This is a genomic window from Pseudomonas sp. 02C 26, assembly GCF_002843585.1.
GTDB lineage: Bacteria > Pseudomonadota > Gammaproteobacteria > Pseudomonadales > Pseudomonadaceae > Aquipseudomonas > Aquipseudomonas shirazensis.
In genome coordinates this window covers 2,272,127-2,287,686 of record NZ_CP025262.1, presented here as the reverse complement: position 1 = coordinate 2,287,686, position 15,560 = coordinate 2,272,127, and the positions used below count along the sequence as shown (strand labels likewise).

The following is a 15,560-nucleotide window of genomic DNA, read 5'->3' as shown; positions in this document are numbered from 1 at the left end:
ATGACCGGCCTGCGCACACTGCTACTCCTGATCAGCCTTAGCGGCGTGTCTGCGGCCGTGCTCGCTGACAGTCAGCCACGGCAATTGCTGGCACGCTCGAGCAGCGCTGCTGCTCCACTGGACCTTGCCGTCGATGACCGCGACTGGCTGAACCAGCACAAGGTACTGGTACTCGGCAGCTCAGGGCCGGATTACCTACCTTTTGAAATCAATATCACCCCAGCCGACCATGAAGGGCTCAATGCTGACTATGCCGGTTTGATCAGCGAGCAGTTGGGCATAGCCGTTCAAGTGCAGCGCTTTGACAGCCGCGAACAGGCCATCAAAGCCTTGCAGGACGGGCAAATTGATCTGCTGGGCAGTTCCAACGCAACCGAAGCCAGCAATGCCGAGCTTACCTTGAGCCAGGCATATGCAGACGACCTGCCGGTGATCGTCGCTCGACAGGACCAGGACCAGGCCGTGCGCCACGGCGATGACCTGGCCGGGCTGCGGCTGGCGATGGTCGACCATTACCTGCCGGCCAGTACGGTCAAGGCCCAGTATCCGCAGGCACAGCTGCAACTTTATCGCTCGACCTTGAGCGGCTTGTCTGCGGTCGCCATGGGCGACGCCGACGTCTACCTGGGCGACGCCATCAGCACCGACTACCTGATCGGCAAGAGCTACCAAGGCCAGGTGCGCATCGACCATTTTTCGGCGCTGCCCAGCGGCTCGTTCGCCTTCGCCACGCGCCGCGACAACTCGCGCCTGCTCAGGTTGCTCAACCAGGCCCTGAGCCGCATCAGCGACAGCGAGCGGCTGAACATTCTGCGGCGCTGGAGCAGCGGCAATACCAGCCTCCTGCTCCAGCGCCTGAACACCCCGCTGACCCCTGCCGAACAGCACTGGATCGAACATAACCGCAGCGTCAAGGTGCTGGTCACGCCGTCCCTGGCGCCGCTGACCTTCAACGACGCCGAGCAACGCCCGAGCGGGATCGCCCCCGATCTGCTCAAGCAGATCAGCTTGCGCACCGGGCTGGATTTTCAGATCAGCGAAGTGGATGCCGTCCAGGAAATGGTTGACCAACTGCTGCGGGGCGAGGCGCAAATGATCGGCGCGATCGGTTACGGCAGCGAGCGCGCGGCACGCTTGCGCTTCACTCGCCCCTACCTGGTCAGTCCGCGGGTGCTGGTAACCCGCGCCGGCAACCCCGCCAGCACTCCGGCGGCATTGATCGACAACCGCCGGATCGCAGTAGTACGTGGCTCTCCGCAGGGTGCACTGGTGCAGCGCCAACATCCACAGGCGAAGCTGGTGGAAGTCGATTCACCACTGGGGCTGATGGAAGCGGTGGCCAACGGTGAAGCAGAAGTCGCCTTGAGCAGCCATATCAATGCGCGCTATTACATAGATCATGTGTTCAATCATCGCCTGCGCATTGCCGCCTTGTTTGGCGAGGAACCGGCGATGGCTGCCTTCGCCATGGCTGCCAATCAGCCTGAGCTGCATGCGATTGTCGACAAGGCGCTGCTGAGCATACCGCCCGACGAATTGGATCAACTGGTCAACCGATGGCGCAACACCACCCTGGTCAGTGACAGCCCGTGGCGCAATTATCGCAGCCTGGCCCTGCAGGTGCTGGTTCTCGGCGGCGTGCTGCTGGCCGGTGTCGTGTTCTGGAACACCTATCTGCGCAAGCTGATCCAGCAGCGCACCGAGGCCCAACGGGCGTTGCAGGCGCAACTGCTCCTCAGTCGTGGCCTGCTTGAGCAGCTACGCCAGGCCAAGGACGCTGCCGAGCAGGCCAGTCAGGCTAAAAGCACCTTCCTGGCCACCATGAGCCACGAGATTCGCACGCCAATGAACGCGGTTATCGGCTTGCTGGAGCTGGCCCTGGAGGATGGCGCTCGCAGCGACCCATTGACCTTGCAGACTGCCCACGATTCGGCGATTGGTCTGCTTGAGCTGATTGGCGACATCCTCGACATCTCGCGCATCGAAGCGGGCCACATGACCCTGACGCCGGTGCCGACCGATCTGATCGAACTGGTCCGTGCCAGCTTGCGCGTATTTGAAGGCAATGCCCGGATCAAACGCCTGCAACTGCGCAGCGAGCTGCCTGAGCAGCCACTCTGGGTGCTGATCGATCCGCTGCGTTTCAAGCAGGTCCTGGCCAATCTTCTGAGCAATGCGATCAAGTTCACCGACCGCGGCGAGATCCTCGTCAGCCTCACCTGCGCGCCGGCCTCGGCAGAGCTGCTGCAACTGACCTTATGCGTGCAAGACAGTGGCGTGGGCATCAACCCCGTCAACCAGGCGCGCCTGTTCAACAGCTTTGCCCAGGTCGACGGCCCACGCGCCCGGCAAGGTGCAGGGCTGGGTCTGGTGATCAGTCGCAGCCTGGCCCAACTGATGGGCGGCACGCTGCAGCTGCAAAGCGTCGAGGGCCTTGGCACACGCGTTGAGGTCAGCCTGGCGCTGCCCAGCGCTACGCCTGCATCGCAGCCGCAGATCAGCGAGGCCACCCAGCAGCAACCCGGCCAACCTCTGCGCATTCTGGTGGTCGACGACTACCCGGCCAACCTGCTGTTGCTCGACAAACAACTGAACAGCCTCGGTCATCAGGTGACGTTGGCTGAAAACGGCCAACTGGCCCTGACCAGCTGGCAAGCGGGCGAGTTCGATCTGGTTATCACCGACTGCAGCATGCCGGTCATGGATGGTCATGAGCTCAGCCGCAGCATTCGTGCGCTGGAACGCGCAAGTGGTCAGCCTGCCTGCACCATCATCGGCGTTACCGCCAACGCGCAGGCCGAGGAGCGCGTCCGCTGCCTGGACAGCGGCATGAACGACTGTCTGTTCAAACCGATCGGGCTGCATGCCCTCAAGGCGCACTTGCCGCGCTGCGCATTGAATCCGCCAACTCCGCGCCCAAGCGGATTCGACATTGATCAGTTGCGTAATTTGACCCAAGGTGACGAGCAACTGATCAGACGTCTGCTCGAGCAACTGGCACGCAGTGCCGCCGAAGACCTGGCCGCCCTGCACGCATTGGGAGCAAACCCGCCGAGCGCTGCGCTACGCGACCTTGCGCATCGCATCAAGGGCGGCGCGAAAATGCTCAAGGTGCGCGGGGTCGTACGCGACTGCGAGACACTCGAGCAGGCCTTGGCCTCGGACCAACCCAGCGCAGCCGCCCGGGAGCAATTGCAGGCAAGCCTGCACACCCTGCTAGGTGAACTGCGCGCTGGGCTCAATGCAATTGCAGAGTCGAACTGATCTGACCGATCGCATCGACAACGTGCCGCGAGCCTTGCTGAATCTCCAGAATTACCGTGCCCGCCTCGTTGACCAACTGCACGCCGCGCCCTGTGTGCGACAAGCTCGATTGCATGCTGGCGACCGCAGTCAGTGACAAGTCGTGGTTCTGCCTGACCACATCGACGATCTCCAGGGTGGCCTTGCTGGTGCGTGCAGCCAGATTACGTACTTCATCGGCTACCACAGCAAAACCACGGCCATGCTCACCGGCGCGCGCCGCTTCGATTGCGGCGTTGAGTGCCAGCAGGTTGGTCTGGTCGGCAATGCCGCGAATGGTCAATACAATCTGGCCGATGATCTCCGACTGCTTGCTGACAGCGTCGATGGTCCGCGCAGCGTCGCTCAGCTCCTGAGAGATTTGTTCGATCACCTGCACGGTCTGCTGCACCACCTCGCTCCCTTTACGCGCGCAGGCGTCAGTCTGCACGGAGCTGGCGTGGGCGGCATCGGCGGCGCTTTGCTGAGTGCTGACTTGGGCGGTGATGTCGCTGGCGAACTTGACCACTTTGACCAACCGGCCCTTGTTATCGAAGATCGGGTTGTATGAAGCCTCCAGATAGACAACCTGCCCTTGCTTGTTGATTCGCTCGAAACGGTGCGAATGGTACTCGCCGCGGTTAAGCGACGCCCAGAACTCGCGGTATTCGGCCGACTCACGCTCATGGGCGAGGCAAAACAGTCCATGATGACGGCCCACCACTTCTTCGAGGCGGTAGCCCATGGTTCGCAAGAAGTTGGCATTGGCAGTCAGCACCCGCCCCTGTGGAGTGAATTCGATCACTGCCATGGATCGGCCGATCGCCTGCAGCAGGGCTTCGCTTTCGTGCTCGTCGTGGATTCGCTGAGTGATGTCAGAGGCGACCTTGATCACACTGGTGACGCGCTGTTGCTCATCCAGCACGGGCATGTAACTGGCTTGCAGCCAGACCTCGCGGCCAGCCTTGTCGACGCGCTCGAAGGTACCGCTGATGGCCTCGCCTCTGCCCAGCGCTTGCCACAATTGCTGGTAGGCGGGGCTTTTGGCGTACTCCAGATCGCAGAACAGGCGATGATGCTTGCCCGCGATCTCCTGGGCGCTATAGCCCAATGCCTGGCAGAATTTATCGTTGGCGGCAATGATAGTGCCGTCGGCGGTGAACTCGATCATGGCCATCGACCGACTGATCGCGGCCAGTCTGGCCTCCATCCCCACCAAGGCCTGATGACAGCGCTGGATTTCGACGATATCGGATTTGCGATGGTAATCGAACATGACGCCGGGCTCCTTGCATGGACGGGGTGCCCTCAGCATAGATCGCCGGCGAAACGGCGCAAGGCCGCTGATATCACCTTGCAATTAGCCGCTTCAGGTGCTTTCCCGAACCATCAGCTCAAAGCCCAGATCCTGACGCGTGGCGCTCACCCGCTTGCCATCGAGCATCGCCAGCAGCGCTTGCGCCGCGGCCCGACCAACGGCAGCACGCGGGGTCCGGATCGAGGTCAACGGCGGCACCATGTGGGCAGAACCTGGCAGGTCGTTGAAGCCGACCATGGCCACTCGTTGCGGCACTGCGATGCCTTGGCGCAGGGCCTGCAGGACTGCGCCCTGCGCAAGGTCATCGTTACAGAAGAACACCCCGTCGACCTCCGGCGCCTGTGCCATCAAGCGGCTGAACAGTTCGCCGCCAAGACCAATTGACGAGGGCTGTGCGGCCAGCAGCTCCAGCTCGGGCGCTTGCAATCCGGCCTCAAGCAACGCTTGGCGAAAGCCTGCGGCGCGCTGCATTACCCGCGGGTCGAGCTGCGCGGCAATGAACGCCAGCCGCCGTCGACCCCGCTCGATCAAATGGCGGGCGGCAGCGTAGCCTGCCTGCTGCTGAGAGAACCCTACAGACACCGCATCTGCCTGCTCACCCAGCTCCATCATGTGCACACAGGGCACTCGGCTGGCAGCCAGCAAATGGCGCGAACCTTCGGTGCGATCAAAGCCGGTCAACAGCACGCCACAGGGCTGATAGGCGAGGTAGTTGCGGATCAGGTTCTCTTCTTCATCAACGTCGTAGTGATAGTTGCCGATGAGCACTTCGAGACCGCGCGGCCGCATCACTGCGTGGATCGCTTCGAGGGTATCGATGAACAGCTGGTTGGACAGCGATGGGATCAATACCACCACCGAATGGCTGCGCGCCGAGGCCAGCGCGCGGGCTGCCGGGTTGGCGATGTAACCCAGGGTGGCCGCTGCAGCGAGGACCTTTTCGGCCAGTTCAGGGGCAACGGTGGCGACACCGCGCAACGCCCGCGAGGCCGTGATCGGTGAAACGCCGGAGAGCCTGGCGACTTCTGCCAGGGTGGGACGACCAGTAGTGCGGGAGCCGGTGCGTGACATGGGTGTTGTAATTTTACTACTTGCCAAGGGTGGGGAACGGCCACTAAGGTAGCGCTGTCCCAGGACACAGGCAATGTAATCTTTATCAATTGCCCTGCGTCGAGCGACCATACTGCGTTAGACAAGACCAATAACATCCGGGAGGGTGGCGCCCATACATCGACGTCCATGTCGAGACAGCGCTATCTTACCTGCAGGAGGTACTGATGAACTCTCCCCTGTCCGCGATCGTGGTGATGGGTGTAGCAGGCTGCGGCAAGAGCTGCATCGGCGCTGCCATTGCCGCCCGCAGTGGCGGTCGGCTGATCGAAGGCGATGCTTTCCACCCCGCTGCCAATATCGAAAAAATGAGCGCTGGCGTGCCGCTCGACGATGCCGACCGTGCCGGGTGGCTGGTGCTGCTCGGCCAGGAGCTACAGGCCACGCTCAAGGCCGGCGAACGACCAATCCTGACCTGCTCTGCCTTGAAGCGCCGCTATCGCGATGCATTGCGTCAAGCAGTGCCTGAGCTGGGCTTCGTGTTCCTCGAGCTGACCCCTGCCGAGGCCGAGAAGCGCGTGCTGGCCCGTCCTGGCCACTTCATGCCTGCCAGCCTTATCGAAAGCCAGTTTGCCGCCCTCGAATCCCCTCGTGGCGAGCCACTGACCTTGGCGCTGGACGCTACCCGGCCGGTGGCCGCGCTGGCCGAAAGCGTACATGACTGGTTAAAGCCCTGCGGTGAGCGGGCATTGGCGCGAATCGCCTGAGCGGCGGTTTACCAGCTCACCAAAGACAGCGCTGTCTCGACGTTTAAAAGTACCAGAAGTTCCATAACGCTACGCCTAACAACAAAGACAAAACCGAGGCTCATTAATCATGTTCGGACTGGCTACCGATACGTTCCTGCTACTCGATGCCCTGGTGACCATCATCGGGCTCATCCTGCTGATCACCCACTTCAAAGTGCATCCTTTTGTTGCGCTGACGCTGGCTGCGGGCTTTCTCGGCCTGACCTCGGGCATGCCCGTGGCCAAGGTCATGAAGTCGTTTCAGGACGGCTTTGGCGGCGTGCTTGGCTTTGTCGGCATCGTGCTTGCACTGGGCACCATGCTCGGCAAGCTGATGGCCGATTCCGGCGGCGCTGACCAGATCGCGCAGACTCTGATCCGCGCCTTCGGCAAGCAGAAGGTGCACTGGGCCATGATGTTCGCCGCATTTCTGGTGGGCATCCCGCTGTTCTTCGAAATCGGCTTTGTGCTGCTGATCCCGCTGGTGTTCATCGTAGCCCGACGCACCGGGGTATCCTTGGTCAAGATCGGTATTCCGCTGCTGGCAGGCCTGTCCGTCGTGCATGGGCTGGTGCCGCCGCATCCAGGCCCGCTGCTGGCGATCGGCATTTTCAATGCCGACATCGGCAAGACCATCTTCTACGGTTTGCTGGTAGCGCTGCCGACGGCAATCATCGCCGGCCCGCTGTACGGCAATTTCATCTCGCGTTACATCCCGGGCACCCCGTCACAAGAGCTGATGGAACAGATTGCTCGCGAGTCCGACCAGCGCAACCTGCCAAGCTTCAGCATCACCCTGATCACCGTGCTGTTGCCGGTAGTGCTGATGCTGCTGAAGACGTTTGCTGATGTGGTGCTGCCCGCTGAAAACATCGTGCGCCAGTGGATGGACCTGATCGGCCATCCGATCACCGCCCTGCTCGCGGCGCTGCTGCTGGCGTTCTACACCTTCGGCGCGGCGCGCGGCTTCAACCGTCAGCAGATCATGAAGATGCTTGACCAGAGCCTGGCCCCCACCGCCGCCATCGTATTGATTGTCGGCGCTGGCGGCGGCTTCAAGCAGATGCTGGTGGACACTGGTGTGGGCAACGTCATCGGCCAGATGGCGGTGCAAGCGCAGATATCGCCAATCATGCTGGCCTGGTTGGTGGCGGCGGTCATCCGGATCGCCACAGGCTCGGCAACGGTAGCGACCATCACCGGCGCTGGTATCGTTGCACCGGTGATCGCGCTGGTTCCCGGGGTCAACCGTGAGCTGCTGGTACTGGCCACCGGCGCCGGTTCGCTGATTCTGTCCCACGTCAACGACGCCGGTTTCTGGCTGGTCAAGCAGTACTTCAACATGACCGTAGCAGAAACGTTCAAGACCTGGAGCATGATGGAGACCATCCTGTCGGTGGTCGGCATCATCTTCATCATGTTGCTGGCGCAGTTCGTCTGACCGTTGGTCGGGATACTGGCACCTAGCGTGGGGTGTCAGGCTCAAGTGAGATGAGGGCCTTGCCGCGTGATCAACGTCTGTTCCGCGGCAAGGCTGGCACTTTATCCACGCAAAGGAGCTTGCCCATGAAACGCTTCCTGCTGCTTGCCGCCGTGCTCGCAACGCCTTTGGCCATGGCCGCCGGTACTGGCCCGACCTACCCGGACGACCCGCATAACAGCGCGCCCAAGCCTGGCGCGGACAGCACGCTCAACCCTATCGAAACACCCATGCCACGCAACACTGACCCTCGCCTGAACGGTAATGATCCAGACAGCCCTCCTGCGAGCCAGAGCAACGATCACAAGCTACCGGGCATGGGTACTCCCGACGCTCCCGTGGGCACTGGCCAGGGATCTGGCAGCAGTAACCCTCAGCCTTGAAATGACGCTTACCCGACGATGGCTCGCGGCGAATGCTGGCCAGATCGTAGGCAACTGATGACCCTCGCCTGGTAGCGCTTGGCCTCAAGCGTTACCCCTCCTCCGCCCTCTCGGGCACGTCTGCGCGCTTGAGCTTCCTCACTTAACTCAGCGCTCAACTCCAAGTAGAACCTTTCCTGCTTATCCGCAGATGGCGCCCGGGGCTTAATCCCGGCACCACCTGAGGACCACCGTCGCGCTTGTTTGCAGCAGTCCGTGACGGGTGTTCAAGGGACTTCGTAGCGAGGTGCCCAATGAAAATCACTTTCCGAATGTGCAACAGGTTGCACTCATCGCTTGCTCAGCCGTGCGTGCTGCTCGCGCTGTGTGCGGTGCTTTACGGCAACGCAGCCCATGCCAGCCTCGAGCCCGTGCTGGAGGCACGCATGTCTGTCTGCACGGGACACCTGCAAAGCCTGGAAAAGCTGATGATTAGCCGTATTCAGCACATCGAAAACAGTGTCGGCGGTGAGATCAGGCGCCTGCCTGAGCTGGAGGCCGCACGCGAGCGTCTGGAGCGACAGCTGCAACAGGAACGCCAGCGCTACCAATCCCTACCGTGGCGACCTGAACACGACCAGGCTCTGCGCGGCATCAGTAACGAGATAGCGGCTGTCCAATACAGCATTGCCATCGGCCGCTCGGCCGAGCGCCAGATCGCAGCAGTCAAGTCGCTGTTGGCCTCGGCACGCGAAGCCAGGCAGAGCATTACCCACGACGTTGACGATTTTCTGCTTGCCGGCGACGAGTGCGCAGGAAACACGGCCAATCCGCGTAAATGCCAAGCCGATGCCCTTGCCCTGCTTGAGCCGCCTGCTCAAGCCAACCTGATCGCCGGCCGGCGTCTTCTGGAAAAAGCCTGGTCGCCTTTACGCGACCAAGGCGTGCACTTCCCGACCTCCTGGGAAGTGGACTGCAGCCCCGATAACCCACCAAAAAGGCCATTCCCATGAGCGAAGTCATTCCATTCATCAGCCGCAATGCTCGTATCGACAGCGCTATAAGCAGCCATATCGAAGCGCTGTGCACCGCCTCACCTCTGCGCTTACCTGTCGAACAGACTGCGCTGGTCGCCAACTATGTCGAGAAGATCGAAGGCACCTACGACACCAGTCGGGCCAAGCACGATACCGACCATGCCATCGACCTGCTCTACATCGCCTACAACACCACGCCCCAGGAGCAGGGAGACATCCGCGTCAGGATCGGCTCGATCATGAATGACTTGATCACCGCTCAGCAGGAGAGTGAGCGAAGCATCAAGAGCGCTATTCGCGTCGCCAATAGAATCGGCACTACCTTGCGCAACTGCCTACCCGACTGGCTTGACGTGAAGGAAGGCGGTGACCCGGAGCAAATCAAGGAATTCGTCACCGCTGATTTGCTGGCCATGGCCAACGAAATCACCCAAGCGGCAATCACCGTGCGCGACAGCCTTACCACGATCGCAGACAGATACGATGTCATCATCCGTAACACCGCTGAAGCGACCGCACGCAGCGAAGTCGCGCTAAGCGATACCATTCAGGCAGATAGCAAGCTGCAGAGCGAACTCGTGATCGCTAATGCTCGGCGCGAGATGCTCGAGGGTCTGGTCACCGACTTGCAGCAACAGGTTGCCCGCTATGAAAAGCTGGCGCAAGAATACGGATCACAGGCGAAGACCGCCGAGCAAAAATCGTTCTGGGCGTCGCTTTTGAAGACCGGCGCACAGATGCTGGGGGGGCTGCTGCCCATGATAGCCATGGGAGCTACCGGCGGCGCATCGGCCGTGATTGGCGGCGCCTCGATGGCGGCCGCAGCGGGGCTTGGCCAGCAGAACCAGGCCGATGGCCTGCACAAAGATATCCAGATGAAAAAAGCGCGCTCTGAGCTTCGTGCGGAGCAAACGCTGCTCAACGAGCAGCGTGACAAGTTGAAGTCAAACCTGGATGACTTGAGCAAGCGCAACGCCGACGCCGCTGATCCGGCCAAGGGTACCCTCGATGGCCGTATCAGCGATGTCCAGGCCGACCTTGAAAAGGTAGCCGCACGGCAAGGCGAACTCAGCCAGGAGCTGTCACAACTGGAGGAGGCGCTCAAAGCCATCGGCGAACATGCCGCATCGCTGAGTGATGAGCAACGCAAACAAGCAGGCAATTTGCGCGACATGCAGATGCAGATGCTCGGTAAAGCCGAGGAGTACGAAAATACCCGCCGTGAGCAAGCTTCCGAGCTGGTAAACCTCACTGCCCTGCTTGCCGGCCAGCGGAACGAGAAACAGAACATCGAACTTGCCGTTCGATCGTTGAACCTGAGCGTGAGCGCACTCAAGCGGACCAAAGAGATCGTTGAAGAAATGGCGTTTTTCTTCAAATCATTTTCCGACTTCATGCAGATCATCCTTGACCAGGCGACGGACCAGGTTTCCAGCTATGAGAGTGCCGGCAATAGCGCACGGCTGCGTGCCAATCGCCTGGCCCAGTTGGTCCGCTCTACCGACGAATTCTTTATCAGCCAGGCAGGACAGTGGCTGGCGGTTGGCGTGGTATCGGACCGATTTGCCCAGACCTTCAAGGATGGCTGGAGCAAACTCAACAAGCTGTCAGGCACGTACATTACTGGCCAGGAGCTGCCAGCGTATCTGGACCAGGCTTCTTTCACCCTGAAAATGATCATCGACGAGCGTGAGAAGGCCAGTCATCAGCGCTTGGTCTACCTGGCCAGCTACCGCGACGAATTGAGCGCTTGAGCCCGCAGCGCTGATAGCCCGCTGGTAACCAACCCTACTGGTCGGCCCCTCGAGAGCCGACCAGTTGCTACAGCCATGACTGATGGCGCTTGTGCCTTACGCCCTGACACCAAGCATGCCGCGCTCGACGATAAAGTCGATCACCGCTTGCAGCCCTTCGCCCTTTTTCAGGTTGCTGAACGTCCAGGGCCGCTCTGGACGCATGCGATTGGTATCACGTTCCATGACCTCAAGCGATGCGCCGACATAGGGCGCCAGGTCAGTCTTGTTGATCACCAACAAATCCGACTTGGTAATCCCTGGGCCGCCCTTGCGCGGAATCTTCTCGCCCTCGGCAACATCAATGACGTAAATGGTCAGGTCGGCCAGCTCGGGGCTGAAGGTAGCGCTGAGGTTGTCACCGCCGCTCTCCACGAAGATAACCTCAAGGTTACCGAACTTGCGCGCCAGTGCCTCCACCGCAGCCAGGTTCATAGAGGCGTCTTCGCGGATCGCCGTATGCGGACAGCCGCCGGTCTCCACGCCGACAATCCGCTCGGGCTCCAGGGCGCCGGCTTCGGTAAGAATGCGTTGATCTTCCTTGGTATAGATGTCATTGGTGACCACGGCGATCTGGTAGTGATCACGCATGGCCTTGCACAGGGCCTCGAGCAGCGCAGTCTTGCCGGAGCCGACCGGGCCACCGACACCGATGCGAAGGGGTTGCTGATAGCTTTGCATGTTGGCAGTCCTCAAGAACGGAACAAACGGGTGTATTGGGTTTCGTGACGCGACGAGGCGATGGCCAGCAGCGGCAGGCCGCCGCCCAACTGCTCGTCGTCCAGCTCCAGCGCCATGTCCAGCACCGCCGGCAATTCGGCGGCCAGGTCGCGCAGTACGGTCTGCGCCGCCTGCTGGCCAAACGGCACCAGCTTGACGCCGGCCATGACCGCGCCTTCCAGCCAGGCAAAGCCGAGCCCCAGCGCGAGCTGGCGTAAAGGAATTGCCCAGTGCACGGCGAGCCATGCCATCGCGCCTAACTGGGTGAGTTCAAGCTGCGGCCGCCAGGCAAGGTCTTGCCCGAGCTGCCAGCCGTCAAGAATGCGCGCCAGCGCGTAACCCCGCTGGTGCTCTTCAAGGCGCAGCTCGGCGGTCTCGCGATTAGCCAGGAGAAACTGACTCCAGTGCCCGAAAGCCTCGACGTCAGCACGCTCGCACGCGCGGTACAGGCGGGCCAGCAACGGCCAGTCGAGATAACCAAGGGTGTCGTGCAACTGCTCACGCTGCCAGTTGCAGAAACCTTCGGTGGTGCTTACCCAGCCGGCCTCGACCGCCCATTCCAGCCCTTGCGAGTAGGTGAAGCCGCCCACCGGCAAGCCCGGGCTGGCCAGCTGCAGTAAACGCAGCAACGCCAGGTCGCTGCTCATCAGCCGACCAGCATGACAGCGGCCGACGCCAGCAGGCCGCCGCCACAGGCTTTCTGCAGCTTGGCGTGGCGGCGTAGCAGGCAACCGACGGTAAAGCCCGCGGCGAGCAACAAACCGCTGACGGTAACGAACCCGGCACTGAACAGCCAGAAGGCGCTTGGGGTTGCTTCAACGCCATGTGCCCAGCCGTGGAACAGCGCGAACAGCGGCATTGCCAGGGCCAGTAACACTTGCCGGCCAGGTACCAGCAACGCCGCTGCTGCCACCAATAGCGAGCCGACGATCATGCTTTCCATGCCCAGCACCCCACCGAACAGATGGCCAAACACAGCACCGGCAAACATCGCAGCCAGGGTTGCCAGCGGCAACAGCAGGTTGCGCCGGGTCAAGGCCGCCAGCACGCCGGTACCGAGCAACATCAGCAAGTGATCAAGGCCGGTCAACGGATGCAGCAGGCCATCGTGCAGCGGGCTGCTGTCATGACCGGGGTGCGCGAAGGCCGGTACGGCCACCAACAGCAGGGCAAGGGCGAGTGTCTTTTTCATCTGGGTTCCTTATTAGTGGGCAGCGGGCATACGCACGAAGGGGTGATCATTGCCGTGGGCATGGCTGTGTGGCGCACTCTGGTAAGCGCCGGCTTCAGGCTCGAACGGTGCCTGCTCGACCGTGACCTGCAGGCCAAGGCCACGGACCATGTCGTCCAGCACATAGTCATGCTGATAACGCAGCAGGCCGGCATCGATCTGCAACGGCACGTGGCGGTTGCCCAGATGATAGGCCGCCCGCGCCAGCAGCAACGGGTCGCTGCAGCGCAAGGTCGAGACCGACTCTGCAGCAGCCAGCACGCGCACCAGGTGCAAGCCGTCGGCATCGCCGAGTAGCTCGCCGCCACGCAGCAGGTGGCCACGCTCAAGCATCAGGCCGGCATCACGGCCATCGTCCAGGGTCACCCGCAGGCGGCTCTTGATCCGGCTATCGACACTCAGGGTCACGGTGCCGGTAATCATCTGCTCGGCGCTGTCGGCGGCACTGATGCGCCGGTTGAGAACAATCATGGGTGCTCCTTCAAAACAGAAAATAGCGCTGCGCCAACGGCAGTTCGCTGGCTGGCTCACACACCAGCAGCTCGCCGTCGGCACGCACCTGATAGGTTTGTGCATCGACTTCGATCTGCGGTTGCAGCGTGTTCAGGACCATGTCGCGCTTGCGCACCTGGCGGCAGCCCTTGGCCACGCCGATCAGGCTCTGCAGGTTGAGCTGCTCGACCACGCCCTGATCGAGCGCTGCCTGCGACACGAAAGTCATGCGTGTGGCATGGCGAGCGGCGCCCAGTGCGCCGAACATCGGCCGGTAGTGCACTGGCTGCGGCGTTGGAATCGAGCCGTTGATATCGCCCATCGGCGCGGTGACGATCATCCCGCCCTTGATCACCAAGGCCGGTTTGACCGCGAAGAACGCAGGTTTCCAAAGCACCAGGTCAGCCAGCTTGCCGACTTCCAGCGAGCCGACTTCATGGGCGATGCCGTGGGTCACTGCCGGGTTGATGGTGTACTTGGCGATGTAGCGCTTGACCCGGAAGTTGTCACTGTAGTCGCTGTCGGGTGCCAGCGGACCACGGCGCAGCTTCATCTGATGGGCTACTTGCCAGGTGCGAATCACCACTTCGCCAACTCGGCCCATGGCCTGCGAATCGGACGAGGTCATGGCAAATGCGCCCATGTCATGGAGGATGTCCTCGGCGGCAATCGTCTCACGGCGAATGCGCGACTCGGCAAACGCTACGTCTTCGGCAATGCTTGGGTCGAGGTGATGGCAAACCATCAGCATGTCGAGGTGTTCGTCGACGGTATTGACGGTGTACGGCAAGGTCGGGTTGGTCGACGAAGGCAGCACGTTGGCCTGCCCTGCTGCGCGGATGATGTCCGGGGCATGGCCGCCGCCGGCGCCTTCGGTGTGGAAGGTATGAATGGTGCGGTCGCCGATGGCGGCAAGAGTGTCTTCGATACAGCCCGACTCATTGAGTGTGTCGGTGTGGATCGCGACCTGGATGTCCATCTCTTCGGCCACGCTCAGGCAGCAGTCGATCGCAGCCGGAGTCGATCCCCAGTCTTCATGCAGCTTGAGCCCGACTGCGCCAGCAGCGATCTGCTCGCGCAGCGCTTCAGGGCGCGAGGCATTGCCCTTGCCGAGCAGGCCGATATTGATCGGCAGGCTGTCGGCCGCTTGCAGCATGCGCGCCATGTACCAAGGGCCAGGTGTGCAGGTAGTGGCGTTGGTGCCAGTGGCTGGCCCGGTCCCGCCGCCGATAAACGTGGTGACGCCACTGGTGAGGGCCTCTTCGACCTGCTGCGGGCAGATGAAGTGAATATGCGAGTCGATGCCGCCAGCGGTGACGATCTTGCCCTCGGCGGCGATGACCTCGGTGCCAGGGCCGACCGGCACGGTGACGCCAGGCTGCACATCCGGGTTGCCGGCCTTGCCGATCATGGCAATCCGCCCGTGTTTGACGCCGATGTCTGCCTTGACGATGCCCCAGTGGTCGATGATCAGTGCGTTGGTCAGGACCAGGTCCATCGCCTCGGCCGCCAGCATCTGGCCCTGACCCATGCCGTCACGGATGACCTTGCCGCCGCCGAACTTGACCTCTTCACCATAGATGGTGAAGTCTTTCTCGACCTCGACCCACAGCGCCGTGTCCGCCAGGCGCACCCGGTCGCCCACGGTCGGGCCGAACATGTCGGCATAGGCGCGACGCGACAGCCGGCTCATGCGCTGCCCTCCAATGGGCCCATCACCTTGCCCTGAAAACCATATATCTCGCGCTTGCCGGCGTAGGCCACCAACTGCACGGTACGCGCCTGGCCGGGTTCGAAGCGCACCGCGGTGCCGGCCGGGATATCCAGGCGAAAGCCCAAGGTCGGCTCACGCTCGAACACCAGTGCGTCGTTGACTTCATAGAAGTGGTAATGCGAGCCGACCTGAACCGGCCGGTCACCGTGATTGGCAACCTTGACGCTGACCGTTGCCCGGCCCACGTTGAGCTCGATGTCGCCAGCGGCGACTTGGATTTCACCCGGAATCAT

Annotated in this window: 13 protein-coding genes and 2 pseudogenes; 6 read left to right on the top strand and 9 right to left on the bottom strand. The window is 61.9% G+C overall.

What is annotated here, in order from left to right:
* On the top strand, positions 1-3,264 hold the full coding sequence (locus CXQ80_RS10305) for a transporter substrate-binding domain-containing protein (protein WP_101319051.1): 3,264 nt from the start codon (positions 1-3) through the stop codon (positions 3,262-3,264).
* Here CXQ80_RS10305 and CXQ80_RS25305 read toward each other — a convergent pair.
* From CXQ80_RS25305 to CXQ80_RS10295, 3 genes and pseudogenes are all read right to left on the bottom strand, one after another.
* Positions 3,239-3,667 (bottom strand): annotated as a pseudogene (locus CXQ80_RS25305) (methyl-accepting chemotaxis protein); the annotation flags it as partial. The gene CXQ80_RS10305 and the pseudogene CXQ80_RS25305 overlap by 26 nt on opposite strands.
* Before the next feature lie 108 nt (positions 3,668-3,775).
* A pseudogene (locus CXQ80_RS25300) lies at positions 3,776-4,492 on the bottom strand (PAS domain-containing protein); the annotation flags it as partial.
* 159 nt (positions 4,493-4,651) lie between these two features.
* The gene (locus CXQ80_RS10295) at positions 4,652-5,671 is read right to left on the bottom strand and encodes a LacI family DNA-binding transcriptional regulator (protein WP_101319046.1); all 1,020 of its coding nucleotides are present in this window, start codon (positions 5,669-5,671) and stop codon (positions 4,652-4,654) included.
* 206 nt (positions 5,672-5,877) lie between these two features.
* On the opposite strand from CXQ80_RS10295, the gene CXQ80_RS10290 reads away from it, so the two are divergent.
* From CXQ80_RS10290 to CXQ80_RS10270, 5 genes are all read left to right on the top strand, one after another.
* Positions 5,878-6,417: a gluconokinase gene (locus CXQ80_RS10290; RefSeq protein ID WP_101319044.1), complete on the top strand. Its 540-nt coding sequence runs from the start codon at positions 5,878-5,880 to the stop codon at positions 6,415-6,417.
* Positions 6,418-6,526: 109 nt separating this feature from the next.
* Positions 6,527-7,879 carry a GntP family permease gene (locus CXQ80_RS10285; protein WP_101319041.1) on the top strand — a complete coding sequence of 451 codons (1,353 nt, stop codon included), beginning with the start codon at positions 6,527-6,529 and terminating at the stop codon, positions 7,877-7,879.
* A 125-nt stretch (positions 7,880-8,004) separates the two neighbouring features.
* Positions 8,005-8,301, top strand: coding sequence for a hypothetical protein (locus CXQ80_RS10280; protein ID WP_101319039.1), 297 nt, complete (start codon positions 8,005-8,007; stop codon positions 8,299-8,301).
* Between the two features lie 425 nt (positions 8,302-8,726).
* The gene (locus CXQ80_RS10275) at positions 8,727-9,293 is read left to right on the top strand and encodes a hypothetical protein (RefSeq protein ID WP_157831738.1); all 567 of its coding nucleotides are present in this window, start codon (positions 8,727-8,729) and stop codon (positions 9,291-9,293) included.
* Positions 9,290-11,071, top strand: coding sequence for a tyrosyl-tRNA deacylase (locus CXQ80_RS10270; protein WP_101319035.1), 1,782 nt, complete (start codon positions 9,290-9,292; stop codon positions 11,069-11,071). The genes CXQ80_RS10275 and CXQ80_RS10270 overlap by 4 nt, the downstream gene beginning before the upstream one ends.
* 96 nt (positions 11,072-11,167) lie before the next feature.
* Here CXQ80_RS10270 and ureG read toward each other — a convergent pair whose 3' ends face one another.
* Genes ureG through CXQ80_RS10240 form a run of 6 tightly spaced genes read right to left on the bottom strand, consistent with a single transcriptional unit; the run spans position 11,168 to position 15,560 of the window.
* Entirely contained in the window at positions 11,168-11,791 is a 624-nt protein-coding gene (gene ureG, locus CXQ80_RS10265) for an urease accessory protein UreG (protein ID WP_101319033.1), read from the bottom strand.
* An 11-nt stretch (positions 11,792-11,802) separates the two neighbouring features.
* Positions 11,803-12,477, bottom strand: coding sequence for an urease accessory protein UreF (locus tag CXQ80_RS10260; protein ID WP_101319031.1), 675 nt, complete (start codon positions 12,475-12,477; stop codon positions 11,803-11,805).
* The gene (locus CXQ80_RS10255; protein WP_101319029.1) at positions 12,477-13,022 is read right to left on the bottom strand and encodes a HupE/UreJ family protein; all 546 of its coding nucleotides are present in this window, start codon (positions 13,020-13,022) and stop codon (positions 12,477-12,479) included. Before CXQ80_RS10255 ends, CXQ80_RS10260 begins: the two co-directional genes overlap by 1 nt.
* Before the next feature lie 12 nt (positions 13,023-13,034).
* On the bottom strand, positions 13,035-13,532 hold the full coding sequence (gene ureE / locus CXQ80_RS10250; protein ID WP_101319027.1) for an urease accessory protein UreE: 498 nt from the start codon (positions 13,530-13,532) through the stop codon (positions 13,035-13,037).
* 10 nt (positions 13,533-13,542) lie between these two features.
* Entirely contained in the window at positions 13,543-15,246 is a 1,704-nt protein-coding gene (gene ureC / locus CXQ80_RS10245) for an urease subunit alpha (RefSeq protein WP_101319025.1), read from the bottom strand.
* Positions 15,243-15,560: an urease subunit beta gene (locus tag CXQ80_RS10240; protein ID WP_101319023.1), complete on the bottom strand. Its 318-nt coding sequence runs from the start codon at positions 15,558-15,560 to the stop codon at positions 15,243-15,245. Before CXQ80_RS10240 ends, ureC begins: the two co-directional genes overlap by 4 nt.

Bases quoted from the DNA above. Each gene is read 5' to 3' on its own strand.
- CXQ80_RS10275 (WP_157831738.1), top strand. From the start codon at position 8,727: ATGTCTGTCTGCACGGGACACCTGCAAAGCCTGGAAAAGCTGATGATT.
- CXQ80_RS10290 (WP_101319044.1), top strand. From the start codon at position 5,878: ATGAACTCTCCCCTGTCCGCGATCGTGGTGATGGGTGTAGCAGGCTGC.
- CXQ80_RS10260 (WP_101319031.1), bottom strand. From the start codon at position 12,477: ATGAGCAGCGACCTGGCGTTGCTGCGTTTACTGCAGCTGGCCAGCCCG.
- CXQ80_RS10280 (WP_101319039.1), top strand. From the start codon at position 8,005: ATGAAACGCTTCCTGCTGCTTGCCGCCGTGCTCGCAACGCCTTTGGCC.
- ureC (WP_101319025.1), bottom strand. From the start codon at position 15,246: ATGAGCCGGCTGTCGCGTCGCGCCTATGCCGACATGTTCGGCCCGACC.
- CXQ80_RS10270 (WP_101319035.1), top strand. From the start codon at position 9,290: ATGAGCGAAGTCATTCCATTCATCAGCCGCAATGCTCGTATCGACAGC.
- CXQ80_RS10305 (WP_101319051.1), top strand. From the start codon at position 1: ATGACCGGCCTGCGCACACTGCTACTCCTGATCAGCCTTAGCGGCGTG.
- CXQ80_RS10295 (WP_101319046.1), bottom strand. From the start codon at position 5,671: ATGTCACGCACCGGCTCCCGCACTACTGGTCGTCCCACCCTGGCAGAA.
- CXQ80_RS10255 (WP_101319029.1), bottom strand. From the start codon at position 13,022: ATGAAAAAGACACTCGCCCTTGCCCTGCTGTTGGTGGCCGTACCGGCC.
- CXQ80_RS10285 (WP_101319041.1), top strand. From the start codon at position 6,527: ATGTTCGGACTGGCTACCGATACGTTCCTGCTACTCGATGCCCTGGTG.
- ureG (WP_101319033.1), bottom strand. From the start codon at position 11,791: ATGCAAAGCTATCAGCAACCCCTTCGCATCGGTGTCGGTGGCCCGGTC.
- CXQ80_RS10240 (WP_101319023.1), bottom strand. From the start codon at position 15,560: ATGATTCCGGGTGAAATCCAAGTCGCCGCTGGCGACATCGAGCTCAAC.
- ureE (WP_101319027.1), bottom strand. From the start codon at position 13,532: ATGATTGTTCTCAACCGGCGCATCAGTGCCGCCGACAGCGCCGAGCAG.